This is a genomic window from Arthrobacter sp. H-02-3 (assembly GCF_003097355.1).
GTDB lineage: Bacteria > Actinomycetota > Actinomycetes > Actinomycetales > Micrococcaceae > Arthrobacter > Arthrobacter humicola.
Genome location: NZ_PYUI01000030.1, coordinates 15,794 through 36,931, shown reverse-complemented (window position 1 = coordinate 36,931; position 21,138 = coordinate 15,794). Strand labels below are relative to the sequence as shown.

Annotated in this window: 20 protein-coding genes; 7 read left to right on the top strand and 13 right to left on the bottom strand. The window is 66.8% G+C overall.

Annotated elements, in window-relative coordinates:
• Positions 1–106: 106 nt before the first annotated feature.
• Positions 107–2,725, top strand: a complete 2,619-nt coding sequence (glgP, locus tag C9424_RS20160) for an alpha-glucan family phosphorylase (RefSeq protein WP_202615944.1) — start codon at positions 107–109, stop codon at positions 2,723–2,725.
• Between the two features lie 73 nt (positions 2,726–2,798).
• On the opposite strand, the gene C9424_RS20155 is transcribed toward glgP, so the two are convergent.
• Both C9424_RS20155 and glgX read right to left on the bottom strand, forming a co-directional pair.
• Positions 2,799–3,155 carry a barstar family protein gene (locus C9424_RS20155; RefSeq protein ID WP_116768623.1) on the bottom strand — a complete coding sequence of 119 codons (357 nt, stop codon included), beginning with the start codon at positions 3,153–3,155 and terminating at the stop codon, positions 2,799–2,801.
• A 22-nt stretch (positions 3,156–3,177) separates the two neighbouring features.
• Entirely contained in the window at positions 3,178–5,292 is a 2,115-nt protein-coding gene (gene glgX, locus C9424_RS20150) for a glycogen debranching protein GlgX (RefSeq protein WP_116768622.1), read from the bottom strand.
• Between the two features lie 116 nt (positions 5,293–5,408).
• On the opposite strand from glgX, the gene C9424_RS20145 reads away from it, so the two are divergent.
• On the top strand, positions 5,409–6,212 hold the full coding sequence (locus tag C9424_RS20145) for a carbon-nitrogen hydrolase family protein (protein WP_116768621.1): 804 nt from the start codon (positions 5,409–5,411) through the stop codon (positions 6,210–6,212).
• A gap of 409 nt (positions 6,213–6,621) precedes the next feature.
• On the opposite strand, the gene rlmB is transcribed toward C9424_RS20145, so the two are convergent.
• The 6 genes from rlmB to C9424_RS20115 form a co-directional block, all read right to left on the bottom strand.
• Positions 6,622–7,623, bottom strand: a complete 1,002-nt coding sequence (gene rlmB / locus C9424_RS20140) for a 23S rRNA (guanosine(2251)-2'-O)-methyltransferase RlmB (RefSeq protein ID WP_116768620.1) — start codon at positions 7,621–7,623, stop codon at positions 6,622–6,624.
• 134 nt (positions 7,624–7,757) lie between these two features.
• Complete coding sequence (cysS, locus tag C9424_RS20135) at positions 7,758–9,236, bottom strand: cysteine--tRNA ligase (protein WP_116768619.1); 1,479 nt, start codon at positions 9,234–9,236, stop codon at positions 7,758–7,760.
• 97 nt (positions 9,237–9,333) lie between these two features.
• Entirely contained in the window at positions 9,334–9,693 is a 360-nt protein-coding gene (locus C9424_RS20130; RefSeq protein WP_116768618.1) for a hypothetical protein, read from the bottom strand.
• 96 nt (positions 9,694–9,789) lie between these two features.
• Entirely contained in the window at positions 9,790–10,296 is a 507-nt protein-coding gene (ispF, locus tag C9424_RS20125; RefSeq protein WP_116768617.1) for a 2-C-methyl-D-erythritol 2,4-cyclodiphosphate synthase, read from the bottom strand.
• The gene (ispD, locus tag C9424_RS20120) at positions 10,293–11,126 is read right to left on the bottom strand and encodes a 2-C-methyl-D-erythritol 4-phosphate cytidylyltransferase (protein WP_116768616.1); all 834 of its coding nucleotides are present in this window, start codon (positions 11,124–11,126) and stop codon (positions 10,293–10,295) included. Before ispD ends, ispF begins: the two co-directional genes overlap by 4 nt.
• A 200-nt stretch (positions 11,127–11,326) precedes the next feature.
• Entirely contained in the window at positions 11,327–11,809 is a 483-nt protein-coding gene (locus C9424_RS20115; RefSeq protein ID WP_026266570.1) for a CarD family transcriptional regulator, read from the bottom strand.
• Between the two features lie 325 nt (positions 11,810–12,134).
• On the opposite strand from C9424_RS20115, the gene C9424_RS20110 reads away from it, so the two are divergent.
• A complete protein-coding gene (locus C9424_RS20110) occupies positions 12,135–12,704 on the top strand; it encodes a hypothetical protein (protein ID WP_116768615.1) in 570 nt (189 codons plus the stop codon).
• Between the two features lie 162 nt (positions 12,705–12,866).
• Here the strand turns inward: C9424_RS20110 and C9424_RS20105 are convergent, their stop codons facing one another.
• Both C9424_RS20105 and C9424_RS20100 read right to left on the bottom strand, forming a co-directional pair.
• Positions 12,867–13,547 carry a response regulator transcription factor gene (locus C9424_RS20105; protein WP_091255327.1) on the bottom strand — a complete coding sequence of 227 codons (681 nt, stop codon included), beginning with the start codon at positions 13,545–13,547 and terminating at the stop codon, positions 12,867–12,869.
• Positions 13,544–14,776, bottom strand: a complete 1,233-nt coding sequence (locus tag C9424_RS20100; RefSeq protein ID WP_116768614.1) for a sensor histidine kinase — start codon at positions 14,774–14,776, stop codon at positions 13,544–13,546. Before C9424_RS20100 ends, C9424_RS20105 begins: the two co-directional genes overlap by 4 nt.
• 207 nt (positions 14,777–14,983) lie before the next feature.
• Between C9424_RS20100 and phoU the strand changes: the two genes are divergently transcribed.
• Positions 14,984–15,646: a phosphate signaling complex protein PhoU gene (gene phoU, locus C9424_RS20095; RefSeq protein ID WP_116768613.1), complete on the top strand. Its 663-nt coding sequence runs from the start codon at positions 14,984–14,986 to the stop codon at positions 15,644–15,646.
• Between the two features lie 154 nt (positions 15,647–15,800).
• Here phoU and C9424_RS20090 read toward each other — a convergent pair whose 3' ends face one another.
• Entirely contained in the window at positions 15,801–16,547 is a 747-nt protein-coding gene (locus C9424_RS20090) for a phosphoglyceromutase (protein ID WP_116768612.1), read from the bottom strand.
• A 114-nt stretch (positions 16,548–16,661) separates the two neighbouring features.
• Here C9424_RS20090 and C9424_RS20085 point away from each other — a divergent pair, with 114 nt between their 5' ends.
• The gene (locus tag C9424_RS20085; RefSeq protein WP_202615943.1) at positions 16,662–17,510 is read left to right on the top strand and encodes a class I SAM-dependent methyltransferase; all 849 of its coding nucleotides are present in this window, start codon (positions 16,662–16,664) and stop codon (positions 17,508–17,510) included.
• A 130-nt stretch (positions 17,511–17,640) separates the two neighbouring features.
• Here the strand turns inward: C9424_RS20085 and C9424_RS20080 are convergent, their stop codons facing one another.
• Together C9424_RS20080 and C9424_RS20075 are read right to left on the bottom strand one after the other, a co-directional pair.
• Positions 17,641–17,994: a DUF2516 family protein gene (locus C9424_RS20080; RefSeq protein WP_091255337.1), complete on the bottom strand. Its 354-nt coding sequence runs from the start codon at positions 17,992–17,994 to the stop codon at positions 17,641–17,643.
• Positions 17,995–18,003: 9 nt separating this feature from the next.
• Entirely contained in the window at positions 18,004–19,200 is a 1,197-nt protein-coding gene (locus tag C9424_RS20075; RefSeq protein WP_116768611.1) for a trans-sulfuration enzyme family protein, read from the bottom strand.
• A gap of 123 nt (positions 19,201–19,323) precedes the next feature.
• Between C9424_RS20075 and tmk the strand changes: the two genes are divergently transcribed.
• Positions 19,324–19,980, top strand: a complete 657-nt coding sequence (gene tmk, locus C9424_RS20070; RefSeq protein ID WP_116768610.1) for a dTMP kinase — start codon at positions 19,324–19,326, stop codon at positions 19,978–19,980.
• The gene (locus C9424_RS20065; RefSeq protein WP_116768609.1) at positions 19,977–21,119 is read left to right on the top strand and encodes a DNA polymerase III subunit delta'; all 1,143 of its coding nucleotides are present in this window, start codon (positions 19,977–19,979) and stop codon (positions 21,117–21,119) included. Before tmk ends, C9424_RS20065 begins: the two co-directional genes overlap by 4 nt.
• The last annotated feature ends 19 nt before the right edge of the window (positions 21,120–21,138 follow it).

Genomic DNA, 21,138 nt, shown 5'->3' with positions numbered 1-21,138 from the left:
CGTTTTGTGAGAGGTTTCCGGTTCGAGTCGGACCGATATCCGTCATTTACCGGAAAGAATCTTAAAGCGGTTCCGGGGCACCGAGTTGTCCGTTAGTGTTTCGCTGGTGAAGGCAATCCGCAGATTTACTGTCCGAACCGTTCTTCCGGAGTCCATCCGGCCGTTGGCCCGTCTCGCCACCAATCTTCGGTGGTCCTGGCATCGGCCCACCCGGGAGCTTTTTGAGGGGCTCAACCCCGGGATCTGGGCGGAGAGCGCCCATGACCCCGTGACGTTCCTGGGCTTGGTCAGCCGGGAAGAGCTGCAGCGCCTCGCGGCGGACCAGGACGTGGTGCGGCGTGTCCATGCCGCCGCCGACGACCTCGACCGCTACCTGGAGCAGCCGCGCTGGTACCAGAGCCTTGGCGACGGCGCCCCGTCCTGCATCGCCTATTTCTCGCCCGAGTTCGGCATCACCGAGGTCCTCCCCCAGTACTCGGGCGGTCTGGGCATCCTGGCCGGAGACCACCTGAAGGCGGCGTCGGACCTCGGCGTGCCGCTGATCGGCGTCGGCCTCCTGTATCAGGCCGGATACTTCAAGCAGTCCTTGTCCCGTGACGCGTGGCAGCAGGAAACGTACCCGGTCCTGGACCCGGACGGGCTGCCGCTGACGCTCCTGCGCGAGGCGTCGCCGGACGGCAACGGCAAACCCGTGCAGATCTCCCTTCCCCTCCCCAACGACCGGCGCCTGCTGGCGCATGTGTGGCGGGCCGACGTCGGGCGTGTTCCGCTGCTGCTGCTGGACTCCAACGTTCCGGGCAATGACGAAGCCGCCCGCGGCATCACCGACCGCCTGTACGGCGGCGGCGGTGACCACCGGCTGCAGCAGGAACTCCTGCTGGGCATGGGCGGGGTTAAGGCACTGCGCGAGTTCCAGCGCCTCACCGGGGTCCCGGCCCCGGAGGTCTTCCACACCAACGAAGGGCACGCCGGGTTCCTGGGCGTCGAGCGGATCCAGGAGTTGATGTCCGGCCCGGCCCCGCTGAGCTGGGACGAGGCCTTGGCCGCCGGTCGGGCGTCCACCGTGTTCACCACCCACACGCCAGTCCCGGCCGGGATCGACCGCTTCGAAATCTCCCAGATCCAACACTTCTTCGAAGCCGGTCTCGCACCGGACGTCCCGGTGGCAAAGATCCTGGATCTGGGCCGCGAGGACTTCACTGACGGCAACCCGTTCGTGTTCAACATGGCGGTCATGGGCCTGCGGCTTGCCCAGCGGGCCAACGGCGTGGCCAAACTGCACGGTGTGGTCTCCCGCGGAATGTTCTCCGCCCTCTGGCCGGGCTTTGACCACTCCGAAGTCCCCATCACCTCCGTCACCAACGGCGTGCACGTCCCCACCTGGGTGGACTCCCGCATCTCGGCGCTGGCGCGGGAAAAGTTCGGCGCCGATGCTGAGGCGCAGGGCCCCTGGGACCTGGCCTACAACGTCACCGACGAGGACCTGTGGGCGTTGCGGCGCGAAATGAGGGTGTCCCTGGTCGAGGACGTCCGGCGCCGGCTCCGGGCCGCCTGGAAGAAGCGCGGCGCCGCCGACGCCGAGCTGGCATGGACGGACTCCGTCCTGGATCCGGACATCCTGACCATTGGCTTTGCCCGCCGCGTGCCCACATACAAGCGGCTGACCCTCATGCTGCGGGATCCCGAACGACTCAAGGCTCTCCTGCTGCACAAGACGCATCCGATCCAGCTGGTGATCGCCGGGAAGTCGCACCCGGCCGATGACGCGGGCAAGAAGATGATCCAGGACCTAGTCCGGTTCACCGACGACCCCGCCGTGCGGCACCGGATCGCGTTCCTGCCCAACTACGACATCGCCATGGCGCGGACCCTGTTCCCGGGCTGCGACGTGTGGCTGAACAACCCGCTGCGCCCGCTGGAAGCCTGCGGAACCTCCGGCATGAAGGCGGCCCTGAACGGTTCGCTGAACCTCTCGGTCATGGACGGCTGGTGGGACGAGATGTACGACGGCGAGAACGGCTGGGCGATCCCGACCGCCAACAATGACGCGTCGCCGGAAGAACGTGACGACATCGAGGCGGCGGCACTCTACGAACTGCTTGAAACCCAGGTGGCGCCGCGGTTCTACGGGCTGACCGTCTCCGACGGGGCCGGCGCTGCCGGGCCCTCGGAGTCCGGCCCGCAAAAGGTGCCCACCCATTGGGTGTCCATGATCAAGCACACGATGTCTCACCTTGGCCCCGCGGTCTCCGCGGAGCGGATGCTCAAGGACTACGTCAACGTGCTGTACCGCCCGGCCGCGATCGCGGGACGCCACGCCGTGGCGGAGAACTACGCCCAGGCCAAGGCCCTGGCGGGGTGGACCTCACGGATCCGGGCGGCGTGGCCCCACATACAGGTGGAACACGTCGACTCCGTGGGGGTCTCCGAGGACCCGCAGATCGGCGATCTCCTCCAGGTCAACGCCTATGTCTCCCTCAGCGAGCTCTCACCGGACGATGTCTACGTTGAGGTGGCCTACGGCCGGGCCGAAGAATCCGACGAACTGGCGGACATCACGGTCGCGGAGCTCAAGGCCGCCGAAGACCTCGGCCGGGGCCGGCACCTCTTCAGCGGCACGCTGGTGATCGACCGTTCCGGGTCCTTCGGTTACACCGTGCGCGTGCTACCCAAGCATGAGGCACTGGCGTCCAAGGCCGAGCTCGGCCTGATCGTCAACGCGTAGCGTGCCCAGCGTGCCTTGGCGGGCCGGCGTTCTCAACGCCGGCCCGCCGCGGCTGGCGGCCCGGAACCCGGGCCTAGAGGCAGACGGCGATGACGGCCAGGCTCGTACCGGCGTAGCTCTCGGCGTCCTGCAGGGTTTCGCAGATGACGCCGAAGGAGCGGTCCGCGCGGAGCGCGGCCGGGACCTGCCAGATGAAGGTGACAGGGGCCTCGCCGTCGTCCGTCACGGCATCGGCGACGTCGTGCAGCGAGTCATGCAGGGCGTCCAGGTCCACGCCGTCGTCCTCGGGGAAGTCCAGGACTTTACTGAAGGTCTCCAGGACCGCCTGCTTGGTGTCGGCGGCGGGGATCACTAGGGTGCGGCGGCCGGCGTCGTCGATTTGCTCTGTGAGTTCTTCAATGGTCCAGGTGTCTGCCGAGTAAATCTTCATGGGGTCCTTAGATTGCGGATGATCAGGTGCGGTAAATATTGATCGTGTTGGCCTGGACGACATCCCGTTCACCGGAGGCAACGCGGGCGCCCTGACGCCGGTCATGGAGCTCGGAGGTGGTGACGCGAAGCTCGAAGCGCCGGTGCCCGGTACCGTCCTCATTGCTGAGCCGCGGCAGGGTGACCTTGACGTCGTCGGCACCGCCGTTGACCACCACCAGACCGTCCACGTGCCCGTCGTCGGAACCGAGCAGGAGCTGGATGACGCGGTGGGCCGGGTCATTCCACGTGTCGGCCGACATCGGGTTGCCGTCCACATCGAACCAGTGGAAGTAGGACTGGGTGTCGCGCGTGGGGTAGTCATGTGGCTGGCCGGCCAGGAACTCCTTGCGCAGCCTGATGACGCGCTTGGTGGTGCGCAGCATCGCATGGGATTCCGCGGTGTTGGTCCAGTCAATCCAGGTGAGCGCGTTGTCCTGGCAGTAGGCGTTGTTGTTGCCCTGCTGGGTCCGGCAGATCTCGTCGCCGGCGGCAATCATGGGTACGCCTTGGGAGATCATGAGGCAGGCCATGAGGTTCCGCCTGCTTTGGGCCCGGCGGGCCAGGATGTCGAGGTCTTCGGTGGGGCCTTCGAAGCCGTGGTTGTAGCTGCGGTTGTCCCCGTGGCCGTCGCGGTTCTGCTCCCCGTTGGCCTCGTTGTGCTTGCGGTCGTAGGCCGTCAGATCGGCCAGGGTGAAGCCGTCGTGGGCGGTGATGAAGTTCAGCGAGGCGAGCCGGGACCGGCCCGAGGACTCGAACAGCCCGGCGGAACCGGAGAGGGCATCCGCGAGGCGGGCCACGGGGCCGCCGTTACCGCCGGCGTCGATCGCAGCGCGGTCGGCGAGCCAGAAGCTGCGGACGGCGTCGCGGAAGTGATCGTTCCAGTCCACCCAGCCGGCCGGAAAGCGGCCCGTCTGCCAGCCGCCGTAGCCCACGTCCCAAGGCTCGGAAATCAACTTGATCCCGGACAGGACAGGATCGGCGCCCACCGCGACAAGGAAGGGGTGCCGGGGATCGAATTCGTTGGCACTGTTGCGGCACAGCGTGACGGCGAGGTCGAAGCGGAAGCCGTCGATGTGGAATTCGTTCACCCAGTAGCGCAGGGAATCCAGTACCAGCTGCACCACGCGGGGCTCGCCGAAGTTCAGGCTGTTGCCGCAGCCCGTGGTGTCCACATACCTGCCGTGGCCGTCGTTGCGGTAATACTGCATCTCGCCCAGGCCGCGGAAGCTTAAGGTGGGACCGTCCGTGCCGCCCTCGGCGGTGTGGTTGTAGACGACGTCGAGGATGACCTCCAGCCCGGCGGCGTGCAACAGCTTGACCATGCCCTTGAACTCGTCCTGGACCGCGTGCGCGCCGGCAGCCTGGGCCGCCGCGGTGGCGTAGCCGGGGTGCGGGGCGAAGAAGGCGGCCGTGTTGTAGCCCCAGTAATTCGTCAGCCCGAGCTGCTGCAGGTGCGGCTCGTCGACGTGGAAGTGGACGGGCAGGAGCTGGATCGCCGTGACGCCCAGCGAGATCAGATGCTCGATCATGGCCGGGTGGGCCATGCCGGCGTAGGTCCCCTGCAGTTCCTCGGGAATATCCGGGTGGAGCTTTGTCTGGCCCCTGACGTGGGCCTCGTAGACGATCGTGTTGCGCCACGGCACGCGCGGGCTGCGGTCCAGCCCCCAGTCAAAGTCGCTGCCGACCCGGACGCTGGTGATCAGCTCTTCGCGTTCGTCGACGGCCCGGCCGTACGGGTCCATCAGCAGCGGCTGCTCGCCGGCGGCGTCAAAATCCGTGGCAGGCATGGACAGCGGGAGGGCCTCGTGTTCCGGAGAGGCCCGGAAGCCGTAGCGCGACCCTGCGGGGATGCCCTCCACAATGCCGTGGTGGACACCATCGGTGATGTTGGGCAGGGTCTTGACCTGCCAGGTACCCCCGGGCGGCTGATACGCGATCTCGAGGGTGGTCACGCCGGGCGCGTAGACAGCCACGTTGGCGAACGCGCCGCGGGGATCGTCCACTGCCGGCGACCCGGTGTGCGGAACGCTGATTCCCAGCGGAAACGCTCGCGAAGCGTCTACGGTGGAAGCTGTGTCTATAAAGGGCATAACCATTGCTTAAAGCTTAGCCGGGCCGAACAAATGGCCCTCATTTTCGTTTTCATGACGTTTTGCAGTGTACGGAAGCGCCGCACTGCATACTGGAATGAAGCGCCGAGTTGGAGGTAATTGTGCGCGCAGCATTAGCCCAAATCATCACCGGACGCGATCCGGCCGCGAATCTGGCCCTCATAGAGGACTATGCACGTCAGGCAAAAGCCGGCGGCGCGGACCTGGTGGTGTTCCCGGAAGCCGCCATGCGGGCTTTCGGAAATTCACTTCTGGATATCGCCGAGCCGCTGGACGGTCCGTGGGCATCACGCCTGCGCGCCCTCGCCGCGGAATTCGACATCGTCATCGTCGCGGGGATGTTCACCCCCGGCACCGCCGGCAACGGCGCGAAGGTGCGCAACACCCTGCTCGTCACCGGCCGCGGCCTCGAGGCCAGCTACGATAAAATCCACCTCTTCGACGCCTTCGGCTTCGCGGAGTCGGACACGGTCGACGCCGGCGCCGACCCCGTCACCTTTGAGCTCGACGGCGTGACGTTCGGCCTCGCCACGTGCTACGACATCCGATTCCCGGACCTTTTCACGGAAAACGCGGACCGCGGCGCCGACGTGAACATTGTGTGCGCATCCTGGGGCTCGGGCCCCGGCAAGGCCGAGCAGTGGAAGCTCCTGGCCCGCGCCCGCGCCCTGGACTCCACCACTCTGGTCCTCGCCTGCGGCCAGGGCGACCCCGCCAGCGTGGGCCACCCGGTCAAGGGCTCCGCCCCCACCGGCGTCGGGCACTCCGTGGTGGTCTCCCCCATGGGCGACATCCTGGCAGAGCTCGACGGCGCCCCCGGCCTACTATTCGCCGACCTGGACACCGCCACAGTCAAGGAAGCCCGAACCAACCTCCCGGTCCTAGCCAACCGCCATAAGTTCTAAGTCGGTTCCCCGGTCACCTTCGACCTATTGCTCTGACGCGGCGCATCTAGCCAGGCGATGCGCAAATGCCCTGTCGCTACGGGTATTCCGGTAGCGACAGGGCATTTGCGCGTCGCAGGATCGACTGAGCGTCGTAGGTAACATTCGCGTCCTGACTCCGGAGGGAGCGTCAGAGACGGAACCGGAGTTTTGCTAAGGAGCGCATCGCCGGGACCGGGGTTTTGCTAAGGAGCGCATCGCCGGGACCGGGGTTTTGCTAAGGAGCGCATCGCCGGGACCGGGGTTTTGCTAAGGAGCGCATCGCCGACCGGAACCGAGCAAGGCCGCTTGCGGCCGCACGAGGTGCAGGGAGGTGTCTAAGCGACGGCAAAACTGCGGTTCTGGCGGGACCCAGCCCCGAGGAAGCGGACTACTTAGCGGAGCGCTGGCGGGAGATCTCGTAGAGGGAGATGCCGACTGCCATGGAGGCGTTCAGGGATTCCATGGCGGAGTCGATCGGGATGGAGACGATCTGGTCGCAGTTTTCGCGGACCAGGCGGCTGAGGCCCTTGCCCTCGGAACCCACGACGAGGCAGACCGGTTCGGTGGCCAGGGCGAGATCGGGCAGGGAGACGTCGCCGTCGCCGTCGAGCCCCAGCACGTAGATACCCATGTTCTTGAACGCCTTGAGCGTGTTGTTCAGGTTGGCAGCGCGTGCGACCGGTACACGGACAGCCGCGCCGGCGCTGGTCTTCCAGGCCGAGGCGGTAACGCCCACGGAGCGGCGCTCCGGGACGATGACGCCGTGGCCGCTGAAAGCCGAGACGGAGCGGATGATCGCGCCGAGGTTACGGGGATCGGTGATGCCGTCCAGTGCCACGAAGAGCGGCGCGTTGGCCACGTGGCCCTTCTTCCAGGCCTCGAGGGTCTCTTCCGCGAGTTCGTAGGCGTCCTGGTATTCGTACGGCGGAATCTGCAGCACGAGGCCCTGGTGGATGGCGTCATCGGTCATGCGGTCGAGCTCGGGCTTGCCGGTTTCCATCAGCGGGATGCCGCGTTCGGCGGCGAGCTTCAGGGATTCCTTGACGCGGTCGTCCATTTCAATGCGGACGGCGACGTGCAGGGCCTTGGCCGGGATGCCGGCGCGCAGCGCTTCGACCACCGAGTTGCGGCCGGTGACGACCTCTTCGGTGGCGCGGCCCTTCGGACCGGAGCGGCCGGCGCGGGCTGCGGTGCTCGTGGTGCGGCTTCCGCTGGCACGCTTGGCCTCGGAGCGTTCCGCGAGCTGCTTGTTCTTAAACGCCTTGTGGTAGGGGCGGTCCTCCGCCTTCGGCGTGGGGCCCTTGCCCTCAAGTGCCTTGCGCCCGTGACCGCCGGTTCCGACGGTAGGGCCCTTCTTCATTTTGACCGACCGGCGACCGTTGTTGGCCATGAGTTCCACCCCTGCTTGTTACGTACTTTGTTGATAAGTCTGACCTCCAGTCTACTGACCCGAGTAAAATCCTCGATCAGGGATGGCCCGAGGCAAGGCCGGACTTGGATGTCAGACGGCGCAGCAGCAGTTATTCAGCCGCGCTTCAGGCTCCAGCTGGCCCCGTCCGGGCCGTCCTCGACGACGACGCCGGCGGCGGCGAGGGTGTCCCGGATGGCGTCGGAAGCAGCCCAGTCTTTAGAGGCCCGGGCCTTGGCCCGCGCTTCCAGCTGTGCCTCGACAAGGACGCCAAGAGCCGTGGTGGCGTGCGCGTCCGCGGGGGGCCCCGCCGTGGCATTCAGGCCCAGGACATCCAGCATGGCGGTGACGTTGCTGAGTGCCTGCCCGGCCGCATCGAGGTCGCCCGCGGTGAGGGCCGTATTCCCGGACCGGACGGCGTCGTGCAGCGCAGCCAGGGCCTGCGGGACGTTAAGGTCATCGTCCATGGCGGCCGCGAACGCCTCCGGCACGGACGCGGCGGGCAAGTCTTCGGGTGGGGCGGACCTGGCCGCAACCGTGGCCGAGGCGTCAGGCAGGACCCGGCCGGCCCGGTTGAGGAAACCGTCGATCCGTTCGACGGCGGCGGCCGCTTCCTGCAGGGACGTCGGCTGGTAGTCCAGGACCGAGCGGTACTGCGCCTGCCCCAGGTAGTAGCGGACGACGCGGGCCGGGGCGAGTTCGAGCATTTCCGCCGGGCTGACGGTGTTGCCGATGGACTTGGACATTTTTTCGCCGGCGTAGGTGACCATCCCGTTGTGCATCCAGAAGTTGGCGAAGCCGTGGCCTGCCGCCTGGGACTGGGCCATCTCGTTTTCGTGGTGCGGGAAGCGCAGGTCCAGCCCGCCGCCGTGGATGTCGAACTCGGTGCCGAGGTATTTGGTGACCATCGCCGAGCATTCGAGGTGCCAGCCCGGGCGGCCGGCGCCCCACGGGGAGGACCAGCTCGCCGTCGTCGGCTCCCCTTCCTTGTAGCCCTTCCACAGCGCGAAGTCGCGGGGATCCTTCTTGCCGCGCGGGTCCGCGTCCGGGGCACCCTGCATGTCGTCGATTTTCTGGCGCGTCAGCGTGCCGTACTTGTCCCACGAGCGCACGTCGAAGTAGACGTCGCCGGAGCCATCCAGGGCCGGATAGGCGTGGCCGCGGTCAATCAGCTGCTGGATGAGGGCGTGCATTTCCGGGATATGGCCGGTGGCGCGGGGCTCATAGGTGGGGCGGGAGACACCCAAGGTGTCGTAGGCCTTGAGGAATTCCTGCTCGTAGCGGTAGGCCAGCGCCCACCATTCCTCGTTGCGGACGGCTCCGGGTTCGTCCTCAAAGTCGGGACCGAAGGAGGCCGCGGACTTGGCGAGGATCTTGTCGTCGATGTCCGTGACGTTGCGGACCACCGTCACGCGGAAACCGCGGTACTGCAGCCAGCGGGTCAGCTGGTCGAATGCGATCGCGGAGCGGATGTGGCCCACATGTGGCATGCCCTGCACGGTTGCTCCGCAGTAGTACAGGCTCACCTGGCCAGGTACCAGGGGGACGAAGTCGCGGACTTCGGCGGATGCTGTGTCGTAAAAGCGCAGGGTCACCGCTCCAGATTAGCCGATGGCGCTCCGCGGGCTCACCGGCGTGCCTGCCGCCGCGCCCACTGCCTTGCGGCCACTCCGGCGCAGTCGGTCCGGCAGCCTACTTGCAGTACTGCCCGATCTTGTTGATCTGCTCGGTGAGCTGGGCCGTCTGTTCGTCCGTCTTAGCCCCCGTGGGGCTCGCGGCAACCTGTTTCATGATGTCGGCCATCTGCTGGATGGGGGCGCCCACCTCCGGCGCCACCTTGTCCGCGACCTCCTGGTAGTGCTGCCCGATCTGCGCGGCCTGCTCCTTGGCGGTCCCGGAGGGCACGAAGGTATCGGTGTTGAGGAACTTGCAGCTGTCCTCGACGCTCATCTTCGGCGTGGCGCTGGGAGTCTGGGGCGCCGTCGTCGAGACGGCACAGCCGCTCAGCATGGTCCCGGCCACAAATACGACGGCGGTCAGCAGCTTCTTCAAGGCAGGTCTCCTGGCAGTTCGGAACGGGATGTCACGGCGGGGTCGTCCCCCCTCAAGCGTAGGTGACGGAGGCCAGCAGTGTTCAACCTGCGGTGGTCAGCCGACCGGATAGACGAGCGCCGTTGCCACGGCCGAGATCCCCTCGCCGCGGCCGGCGAACCCGAGTCCGTCGCTCGTGGTGGCCGTGACGCTGACCGGCGCGCCGGCTGCGTCGCTGAGGACCCGCTGGGATTCCTCCCGCCGCGGGCCAAATTTCGGCCGGTTGGCCACAAACTGCACGGCGATATTGCCGATCTCGAACCCGTGAGCGCGGACAATCCGGGCGGCCTCGGCCAGCAGGGTCACACCGGACGCGCCGGCATACTCGGGCCGGTCCGTCCCGAAATGCGTGCCGAGATCGCCCACCCCGCAGGCGGAGAAGAGCGCGTCGGCAGCAGCGTGCGCCACGGGGTCGCCGTCGGAATGCCCGGACAGCCCCCGTTCCCCTTCCCAGAAGAGCCCGCCAAGCCACAGCGGTTGCGGCTGGTCCTCGGCGGCGAAGGCGTGGACGTCGATTCCGATTCCGGTCCGGGGGATGACGGGCGGGTTGGTGGACATGCTCATCCCTCCACCCAGCGTGCGCCGAGGGGTCCTTCGAGGAGCCCCTCGGCAAGGACCAGGTCCAGGGGCGTGGTGATCTTGAGGGACTGGCTGGCACCGCGCACGGCGTGGACAGGCACGCCGAGGAGTTCCACGAGCATTGCGTCGTCCGTGACGAGGGCGGCCTGTCCGGCGTCGAACCCGGCGGCGGCCTCGTGGGCGCGTTTGAGGGTGTCGAGGGCGAATCCCTGCGGCGTCTGGACGGCCCGGAGCGACTCCCGGGGCGCCGTCCCGGTGACCAGCTCGGGGGCCACCGCGGCGCCGGCGCCGGTGGTCGGTTCGACGGTCTTGACAGTGTCCACCACCGGCATCACGGGAATGACGGCTGCGGCGCCGGCGCCCAGCGCGGCGGCGACCCGGTGAAAGACGGATTCCGGCGTTAGTGCCCGGGCGGCGTCGTGGACCAGCACGGATTCAACACCGGGCAGGAGCGCGGCCATCGCGGCGCGGACTGACTCGGCGCGGCTTGCACCGCCCTCGACGACGGTCACGACCGGACCTTGGAGGGCGTGACCCGTCGCCGCGTTGCGGCGGTGTGCGGCCGCCAGCTCCTTCGCGAAGGCCTCGCACAACGCACGCAGTTCGGCATCTCCCGGGGGGATGGCAACGCAGATTTGCTGCGCGATCCCGGCGGCGGCCACGCCCCGCAGGGCGTGGGTGAGGATGCTATCCCCGCCCAACGGCACCTTGGCTTTGGGCATGCCGTAGCCCAGGCGTTGGCCCGAGCCGGCAGCCACAACAATGACCGCGGTGACGGGACCGGCCGGTGACGTGTTCGTCGGTGCAGTATCCATGCGCACAAGACTACGTCCCCGCGCCCCCGAGCACCCCCCGCTGCCCTATCACTTGTGGCGCTTCTGAGCGCTGAGAGGGACCACAACTGATAGCGCAACCGAGGGGGCCGCCGACAACGGGCAAGAAGAAACCCCGGCGGCCTGATGCCACCGGGGTTCGATTCTTATCTGCGCCGGCTCTTAGGTGAGCCGGCCTTGTGCTAGGAAGCCAAGACCTCGTCGAGAACGCTTGCAGCCTTCTCTTCATCCGTCTTTTCAGCCAGTGCCAGTTCCGAAATAAGGATCTGGCGGGCCTTGGCCAGCATGCGCTTCTCTCCCGCGGAGAGTCCCCGGTCGTGATCGCGGCGCCAAAGGTCGCGGACGACCTCTGCCACCTTGATGACGTCACCGGAAGCAAGCTTTTCCAGGTTTGCCTTGTAACGACGCGACCAGTTTGTGGGCTCTTCAGTGAACTCGGCGCGCAGCACGTCAAATACGTGCTCCAAGCCTTCCTTGCCCACTACGTCCCGAACCCCAACCAGGTCAACGTTTTCTGCTGGAACTTCAATGGTCAGATCACCCTGAGCCACCTTGAGCTTGAGATACATCTTCTCTTCGCCCTTGACGGTGCGCATCTTGATTTCTTCAATTTTGGCTGCACCGTGGTGAGGGTAAACTACTGTCTCGCCGACCTCAAAAACCATGTGGACATTCCCCTTTCCCGCAGACCAGTTTATCACGATTAAGGCATACAACTGGCATCTAAAGGTGCCGGGAACCGCATGAATCCGGGGAAAATGGCCTTAATCCACCCCCTCAAACCCCTTGACGGATGCAGATAATAGTGCCTTCGACGCTAACTGCCAAGAGGTTTCGGACTCCCGTGGAACGGGCCGCGGCTGCCCGGACGCACCCGTCCGCGCGCTTATGTGTAGGCGCCGAATCCTTGTTTGAGGCCGATTGCGGCTAGGCTATGGCTGAATAATGTTTCAAGACTCTCAAGGAGTGCGTGACGTGCGTTTCACTGCGATGAACCGGGGCCAGCGCGGCAAGCTGGCAATGGCAACGGCTGCACTTGGCATCGGGCTGCTGTCCCTGACTGGCTGCAGCTACATCAACCCCCAGCAGACCTCGGAGCAGTACTCGGCGTCGGACGGAACCCGCACTGATCTCGGCCCGCTGCAGCTGCGCAACTTCATCATCGTTGCCGACGGCCAGGACAAGCCGGGCCGCGTGATCGGCGCCGTGTACAACACCTCCTCCAAGGACGTGGTGCTGACCATCAAGGGCGCGGAAGGGTCACAGGCCGAGGTCCCGGTGAAGCAGAACTCCCACACCATGCTCAACGACTCCACCGCCGCGGTGCTCCTGACCCCCGCCGGCGCCAAGCCCGGCGCGATGACCGAGGTCACGATCTCCGAGAGCGGCACCAACATGGACGCCAAGTTCAAGGTTCCGGTTCTGGACGGCACGATCGTGGACTACAAGACGTACCTGCCGACGTCGGAGCCGACCCCCAGCAGCACGGCGACTTCCAGCAGCACGGCAACGTCCACCGAAACGGCCACACCGACGCCGAGCAGCACCGCGGGCCACTAGCCCCCGACCACTAAGCCGGCCCGGCAGCCTTCGCGGCTGGACGGACTGCCAAAGTATTGCAAAAGGAGGGGCACCCACGGGTGCCCCTCCTTTTGCATGCCATTTACATTCCCTGGACTCCGGGCTGCCCCGGCCACTCGTCCAGGGCGGCGTCTCCCATCCCTACGGCTCGAACTTGTAACCCAGCCCGCGGACGGTGATCAGGTATCGCGGCGCCGAGGCATCCGGCTCAATCTTGCTGCGCAGCCGTTTGACGTGGACGTCGAGGGTTTTGGTGTCTCCCACATAGTCGGAGCCCCAGACCCTGTCGATCAGCTGGCCGCGGGTCAGGACCCGGCCGGAGTTCCGCAGCAACATTTCCAGCAGCTCGAATTCCTTGAGGGGCAGTGCGATCTGCTCGCCGCCGACGCTCACGACGTGCCGTTCGATGTCCATCCGGACGGGACCGGCCTGCACCGTACTGGAGACGAGTTCCTCAGGCTCGCTCTGGCGCCGCAGGACGGCGCGGACGCGGGCCACGAGCTCCCGTGAGGAGTAGGGCTTGGTGACGTAATCATCGGCGCCCAGCTCCAGGCCCACCACCTTGTCGATTTCCGAGTCCTTGGCCGTCAGCATGATCACGGGGACGCTGGAGCGCTGCCGGAGTTGGCGGCAGACTTCGGTGCCCGACTGGCCAGGCAGCTGCAGGTCCAGGAGGACGAGGTCGGCGCCGTTGCGGTCGAATTCCGTGATGGCGTCCAGTCCGTTGTCCACCACCTCCACCTCGAACCCTTCCTTGCCCAACAGATAGGACAGGGGGTCGCTGAAGGACTCCTCGTCCTCAACAATAAGAATCCTGCTCAAGCGCTAGCTCCTTGCTCATGGACGCCGGCGGCGTCACGTCGTTGCGGTCTGGGGTCCTGGCTGGAAGGGTGGGCGGCGGCTTTGCCGGCCCCGGCGCCGTCGGCGTCGTCCTGGCCTTCCATCTCGGGAAGTCGAATGGTGAAGGTGGAACCCTTGCCAAGCTGGGACCACAGGGTGACCTCACCGCCGTGGTTGGAAATGACGTGCTTGACGATGCTCAGGCCCAGCCCCGTGCCTCCGGTCTGCCGCGAGCGGGCGGCATCCACCCGGTAGAAGCGTTCGAAGACACGCTCCTGGTCCTCGGGGCTGAGCCCCTCACCTTGGTCCGTCACCGAGACAGCCACGAGGCCGTCCTTGGAGCGGATGCCGATGCCCACCTTGGTGTTCTCCGGCGAGTAGCGGATGGCGTTGTCGATCAGGTTCCGCAGCGCAGTGACGAGGAGGTCCTGGTCGCCGTAGACCATGGCATTGGCGTGGCCGCCAACCACCAGTTGGATGTTCTTGCTCTCGGCGGGCAGCTGGGAGCGGTCCACGGCCTCGCTGACCACCGTGTTGATGTCCACGGGGCGGCCCTGCTGCGCGACATTGGCGCCCTGCAGCCGGGAAAGCTCGATGATGTCCTGGACCAGGGCAGCGAGCCGTGTCGATTCCTTGTGCATGCGCTTGGCAAACCGTTTGACGGCTTCGGGGTCGTCAGCGGACGATTCGAGGGCCTCCGCCAGGAGCGAGATCGCCCCGACCGGCGTTTTCAGCTCATGGGAGACGTTGGCGACAAAGTCGTTGCGGACTTCTTCGGTGCGGGTGAACTCCGTGCGGTCATCGGCGAGCAGGAGGATATATTCCTCTGCGATCACGGCGGCCCGGACCTGCACAACGATCGTGCCCTGGCCGAGCGGGCCGCGTGGCAGCTCCAACTGCTTTTCCAGGATGACCCCGTCACGGCGCACCTTGGCGGTCATTTCCAGCAGCGGCTGGTGCACCACGGTGTGCCCGCGGACCAGGCCGTAGGCATAGGCGGCAGGGCTGGCTCGGACCACGCCGTCGATCGCATCGACCACCACGAACGCGCGGCCGAGGACGGCGAGCACCTCCGCGGCGCCCTCGGGCAGCGAGGGTTCCTCGACGTCGACGTCGACGATGTGCCGCTGCTGCTCACTGACCCGGAATGCGAGTACGCCGAACATGCCAAACGAGAGGCCGATCAGGCCGGCGATCACGCCGATGAGCATTGGATCCACGGCTCCAGCTTATGCTCTGCCAAGCGGACGAAACCGAAATCTCCTGCGATTCCGGCGCCGGTTCAGCTAACGTTCACCTATTGGGGCGTAACAGTTCACCAGACACTGAAAGAGTTGACAGTTGGAGCGCCGGTAGGCGAACCGAAATAGGCCCGCCACTTCAATTGCAGGCAATATTTCCGAGGAAAGGACGCACACGTGCGTAAGGTTTTTCAGGAGGAGCTCGCCCAGGTAAGGGAGCAGCTCGTCGAGATCTCAACGCTGGTCACCGAGGCCATCGGCAAGGCCACGACGGCTTTCCAGGGCGCCGACATCGACCTCGCCGAGGACGTGATTGCCGCCGATGCCCGGATCGACTTCCTGCAAAACAGTCTCGACGAACACGCCATTGACATCCTGGCCCTCCAAGGCCCGGTGGCGAGCGACCTGCGCATGCTCGTCGGTTCGCTCCGGATGAGCGCTTCGCTGGAACGCATGGGCGATCTCGCCCGCCACCTGGCCCAGCTGGCGCGACTGCGCTACCCCGCAACCGTAGTCCCGGAGCAGTTGAGGGAGACCTTCAAGAGCTTCGCCGAACAGGATCTGCTGATCGCCCAGAAGCTCACCGAACTGCTGGCAACCCGTGACCTCGGCGTTGCCCGGGAAATCATGAAGGCCAACGGTGTTGTCAACGACCTTCACCTGAGCGTTTTCAAGGCGATCGCGCGCAGCGACTGGCAGGAGTCCCCGGCCACCACGGTCGACGTTGCCCTGGCCAGCCGCTACTTTGAGCGCTTCGCCGACCACGGCGTCTCCGTAGCCCAGAAGGTGACCTACCTGGTCACCGGTGCGTGGCAGCCGAACACCATCGAACACATCTGACGGCGGCTTTCCCGCAGACACAACGCAGATACAACGACGGCGTCCGGTCACCTTGGGGGTGACCGGACGCCGTCGTTTGTTCTTTAAGCTCTTGCGCGTCGCTCCGTGCTGGGCTTTGCGCATAGGTTTGCGCTTGGCGCAGGGCGGGAACTACTTACTTCTTGCCCTGGTTGGCGACGGCCTTGATGGACTCGGCGGCGGCCTCGGGGTCAAGGTAGGTGCCGCCCGGGTTCAGCGGCTTGAAGTTCTCATCCAGTTCGTAGACCAGCGGGATGCCGGTGGGGATGTTCAGGCCGGCGATGTCTTCGTCGCTGATGCCGTCAAGGTGCTTCACTAGGGCCCGGAGCGAGTTGCCGTGGGCCGTGACCAGGACGGTCTTGCCCGCCTTGAGGTCGGCTTTGATGTCCGATTCCCAGTACGGCAGCAGCCGGATCAGGACGTCCTTGAGGCATTCGGTGCGCGGGACGGCGTCGCCGAGGTCCTTGTAGCGCGGATCCCCCACCTGGGAGAACTCGGAGTCGTCGGCCAGGGGCGGCGGCGGGGTGTCGTAGGAACGGCGCCAGGTCATGAACTGGTCCTCGCCGTACTCGGCGAGGGTCTGGGCCTTGTCCTTACCCTGCAGCGCACCGTAGTGGCGCTCGTTCAGGCGCCAGTCACGCTTGACGTCGATCCAGCCGCGGTCGGCCTTCTCAAGCGCCAGGTTCGCCGTGTTGATGGCCCGCTTCAGCCTTGAGGTGTAGAGGATGTCGGGGAGGATATTGTTCTCCACGAGGAGCTCGCCGCCGCGAACCGCTTCGGCGCGGCCCTGATCGTTCAGGTCAACGTCCACCCAGCCGGTGAACAGGTTCTTGGCGTTCCATTCGCTGTGGCCGTGGCGCAGCAGAATCAGCTTGTAGGTCATGGTTTTCATCCTAGCCGAGCCCCCGCGGGCGGCGCAGAGCGTTACACCGCCTGCGTTTCACAGCGACGCGGGGTGACCCCGCGGTGGTGGAAGCTTGGACGATAGGCTGGGGCTGTGGTGCAGAAAGCTGAACGGGTGCTGGCCCCCAGGAACCAGGGCGGGACGAAAAGCGGTGTCCGCGGCGCCCGGCCGGTGGGCAACGTGACCCGCGGAACCACGAACCCCAACCGGATGCGCCGCGTGGACCGCTGGCTGACCGGCCCGCAGGCCTGGCGGCTGCGAGCCGCGGCCGATCCCCTCGCCGTCGACCTCGGCTATGGCGCCTCGCCGGCAACCGCCGTCGAACTCTTTGACCGACTCTCCACGGTCCGCGCGGACGTGCGGGTGGTGGGGATCGAGATCGAACCGGAACGGGTGCGGCAGGCCCAGGCACTGGAACGGCCCGGCCTGAGTTTCCAGCTGGGCGGCTTTGAGCTGCCTGTGGCCGGAGATCCTGTGCTGGTGCGGGCCTTCAACGTGCTTCGGCAGTACGAGGAAGCCGACGTGCCGGGCATCTGGCGGCTCGTGCAGGACCGCCTCGCCCCGGGCGGGCTGTTCGTCGACGGCACGTGCGATGAAATCGGGCGGCGCGCCGCCTGGGTGGCGCTCGACGCCGAGCGCCCGCTGAGCCTGAGCGTGTCCATGCGGTTTGGCGCCTTCGCGCTGCCCTCCGACGTCGCCGAACGGCTGCCGAAGGCCCTGATCCACCGCAACGTGCCCGGCGAAAAGATCCACGCCTACCTTCAGGCGATGGATAAGGCCTGGCTGGAGGCGGCGCCCTTGGCGTCCTTCGGCAACCGCCAGCGCTGGTCAGCGATGTGCCGCGCACTGCTCGACGCCGGCTGGCCCGTCCAAGACGGCCCGTCGCGGTGGCGGCTGGGCGAAGTCACAGTGGGCTGGGACGCTGTGGCGCCAAGGAATTAGCCTGGTGCGGCGGGTGGGCCCACGCCGGTAGGGTTCCCTCAGCGAGCTTGCGAGCTTAGGGGGCCGGCGGGTGGGCCCACGCCGGCAGGGTTCCCTCAGCGAGCTTGCGAGCTTAGGGGGCCGGCGGGGACTACCAGGGGCCGTAGGGTCCCATGTTGCGGCCGCGGCCGGCGTCCTTGACCGCGGGGCGAACGTCGGCGAGATAGACGGACGCCGCTGTCACGGCGGCAAGCCCGAAAATGCCGAGCGAGCTGGCTCCGCCGCCGCTTCCCAGCTGCGCGAGCAGGGAGAAGAGGCCCACGGCGAAGGCGCCGCCGGTCAAGGCTAGCCAGAAGGTCTTGGTCCGCTTCGATACGGCCTCGAACGCGTTGGCCTTGTGCCGGAGGCAGTCGAAAAACGCCCATGCCTCCAAGGCAAAGGCCACGATCGCCAGGACCAGGTAGATCCCGGATTCGACATAGAAAATGAGTAAGCGTCCGTCCACTCCCCCAGCCTAGCCGTCCAGCGTCCCCAACGCCTGCTCCAAATCGGCCCAAAGGTCTTCCACGTTTTCAATTCCCACGCTCATCCGGACCAGATTGTCCGGCACGCTCTCCGGCTCGGCCGTGTGCCGGCGCCGGCGTTCGATCAGGGACTCCACCCCGCCCAGGGACGTGGCCGGAAGCCAAAGGTGGAGGGCGCGGATCATGCGGTCCGCCGCCTCCGCGCCGCTAAGGCTGCCCCCGTGACCACGTCCCGGTGCCACCTCGATACACAGGATGGAACCGAATCCCTTCATCTGGGCCTTGGCACGCTCGTGGCCGGGGTCCGAAGACAGACCGGGGAAACGGATGGCGGCAACCCGCGGATGACCGGCCAGCCGCTCGGCCAGGATCTGCGCGGAGGCCTGCGATCGCTCGATCCGCAGTGCAAGGGTCCGGAGCCCGCGCAGGGCCAGCCATGCCTCAAACGGTCCGGCGATCCCGCCGTGGATGGTGCGGTGGTGCAGCAACGCGGCGCGGAGACCGGCGTCGGAGGTCACGAGGGCGCCGAGCACGACGTCGGAGTGCCCGGAGAGGTACTTTGTCACCGAATGCAGCACGACGTCGGAGCCCAGGCTGAGGGGCTGCTGCACGAGCGGCGTGGAAAAGGTGTTGTCCGTGACCACGATCGCGCCGGCCTCGTGTGCCGCGGCTGTCAGGGCCCGCATGTCGGCGATGCCGAGCATGGGGTTGGTGGGGCTCTCCAGCCACAGCATGCTGGCGGCACGGCCGCCGGCCGGGGCGAGCGCGGCCAGGACGGCGTCGGTGTCGGCGATGTCCACCGTCCTCAATTCGAGGAAGCCTTTGGCCGCCAGTTCGGTGGCCATGGTGACCGAGCCCGCATAGCTATGCGACGGCATCACGAGCACGCCTTGGGCGGGCACCAGAGACAGGGCCGAGCTGACGGCGGCGAGTCCCGAGGCGTAGAGCAGGCCCGGCAGGTCTGCGCCTTCCAACTGGCCCAGCGCCTCTTCGAAGGGATCCCACGTGGGGTTGGAATAGCGGCCGTAGCCGCGGTCGCCGTCGCCCAGCGGTCCGGTGCCGAAGTACGTGGAGGACAGCACCAGCGGCGGGTTGACCGGTTCGTCGCGGGTGCGCGGCGGGCGCCCTGCTGCCACGACCAAGGATTCCGGCGAAAGCGTTGCGGCCAGTTCTTCAGAAAGACTCATGGAGACAGGGTACGTGTGAGCCCGTCAGGGCACCCAAGCCGTTACGCCGCAGACTCTGGTGTCGGTGATTGTCGGTAGTCTAGAACCGTGACTACCCAGAGCCCCGGAGCGTCCCCTCAACAGTTGCCCGGTCTGTTGCCCGGACTGTTCATTGCCTTCGAAGGCGGAGACGGCGCCGGCAAGTCCACCCAGGCGGCTGAACTCGCCAAAGCCCTGGAATCGAGCGGCTTCACGGTGCTGCGGACCCGGGAGCCGGGCGGCACGCCGATCGGCGAGAAGTTGCGTTCCCTTGTGCTGGATCACGGGCACGGCCACATCAATGCCCATACCGAGGCCCTGATTTTCGCGGCGTCACGGGCGGCCCATGCGAGCCAGGTTATCCGGCCGGCCCTGGAACGCGGCGAGATCGTCCTCACGGACCGGTACATTGACTCCTCGGTCGCCTATCAGGGTGCCGGGCGCGGCCTCGGGACGGAGGCGGTGCGGGACATCAACGCTTGGGCGACGTCGGGCCTGCAGCCGGACCTCACGGTACTGCTCGATGTCGACCCCGCCGTCGGCCGGCAGCGGCGCACCGCCGGCGATGCCGCCGAAGACCGCCTCGAGTCCGAAGCCGACGAATTCCACGCCAAGATCCGGGCAGCTTTCCTGGACCTGGCCGCCGCCCGGCCCGAGGCGTATCTGGTGCTTCCGGCCCGTCTGCCCGTCACCGAACTCGCCGCACGAATCTTTGAGCGCGTCGAATCCCTGCTGGCCGTCGCCCAAAGCAGCACGGCATGACCGTCTGGGACGACCTCCAGGGCCAGGACGCCGTCGTGGCCCAGCTGCGCCAGGCGGCCCAGGGCGAAGGCCTCACGCATGCGTGGCTATTCACCGGTCCGCCCGGTTCCGGCCGCTCCAACGCCGCCAAGGCCTTCGCCGCGGCCCTGAACTGTGACCAGGAGGACGTCAGCCAGCGCGGGTGCGGCGAGTGCCCGGCATGCCTGACCATTCTCGGCGAAACCCATTCCGACGTCGCGTTCGTGCGCACCGAAAAGGTCACCATCACCATTGATGAGGCGCGCGAGCTCGTGTCAACGGCAGGGAACCGGCCGTCGTCGGCCCGGTGGCGGATCATTGTGGTGGAGGACGCCGACCGGATGGCCGAGCGCACCACCAACGTCCTGCTCAAGGCCATTGAGGAACCCACACCCCGCACCGTCTGGATGCTCTGTGCCCCCTCCCCTGCCGATGTCCTCGTGACCATCCGCTCCCGCTGCCGTCCGGTGGCGCTGCGGCTTCCGCCGGCCGCCGACGTCGCGGCCCTGCTGGTCAAGCGCGACGGCGTGGACCCGGCGGTTGCCGAGCGCGCTGCCCGGGCGGCGCAAAGCCACGTGGGGATCGCCCGCCGCCTGGCCCGGGACCCGGAGGCCCGTGAGCGCCGCCTGGAGACTGTTCGTTTTCCGCTGTCCCTGCGTGGTGTCACGGCGGCGGTCATGATGGCGGAGAAGCTGGTCAAGATCGCCACCGAGGAAGCCACCAGTTCCAATGACGAGCGCGATGCCGCCGAGAAAGCGGCACTGCTGGCCACCCTCGGGGCACCCGAAAGCGGCACGCTGCCGCCGGCCATGCGGGGCCAGGTCAAGCAGCTCGAGGATGACCAGAAACGCCGCGCCAAGCGCTCGATCACCGATTCCCTTGACCGCAAGCTGACGGACCTGCTGTCCTTTTACCGGGATGTCCTGATCATCCAGATGGGGAACGCCGTGGAACTGGTCAATCTTGAACTCCGGAGCGAACTCGAAGACTTCGCTTCCCGTTCCACCGCCGAAGTGACCCTTGCCCGCATGGACGCCATCAACAAGGCCCGCAAACGGATCACCACCACCAACGTGGCTCCGCTGCTGGCGATTGAGTCCATGGCCTCCAGCCTGATTTGATGGCCGCGGCCACTCCACC

Coding starts and splice junctions, on each gene's coding strand:
- C9424_RS20155 (WP_116768623.1), bottom strand. CDS start 3,155: ATGAAGATTTACTCGGCAGACACCTGGACCATTGAAGAACTCACAGAG.
- ispD (WP_116768616.1), bottom strand. CDS start 11,126: ATGGATACTGCACCGACGAACACGTCACCGGCCGGTCCCGTCACCGCG.
- C9424_RS20065 (WP_116768609.1), top strand. CDS start 19,977: ATGACCGTCTGGGACGACCTCCAGGGCCAGGACGCCGTCGTGGCCCAG.
- glgX (WP_116768622.1), bottom strand. CDS start 5,292: ATGGTTATGCCCTTTATAGACACAGCTTCCACCGTAGACGCTTCGCGA.
- C9424_RS20100 (WP_116768614.1), bottom strand. CDS start 14,776: ATGCTCATCGGCGTGATCGCCGGCCTGATCGGCCTCTCGTTTGGCATG.
- ispF (WP_116768617.1), bottom strand. CDS start 10,296: ATGAGCATGTCCACCAACCCGCCCGTCATCCCCCGGACCGGAATCGGA.
- C9424_RS20090 (WP_116768612.1), bottom strand. CDS start 16,547: ATGACCTACAAGCTGATTCTGCTGCGCCACGGCCACAGCGAATGGAAC.
- rlmB (WP_116768620.1), bottom strand. CDS start 7,623: ATGGCCAACAACGGTCGCCGGTCGGTCAAAATGAAGAAGGGCCCTACC.
- C9424_RS20075 (WP_116768611.1), bottom strand. CDS start 19,200: ATGAGTCTTTCTGAAGAACTGGCCGCAACGCTTTCGCCGGAATCCTTG.
- C9424_RS20115 (WP_026266570.1), bottom strand. CDS start 11,809: ATGGTTTTTGAGGTCGGCGAGACAGTAGTTTACCCTCACCACGGTGCA.
- C9424_RS20110 (WP_116768615.1), top strand. CDS start 12,135: ATGAACCGGGGCCAGCGCGGCAAGCTGGCAATGGCAACGGCTGCACTT.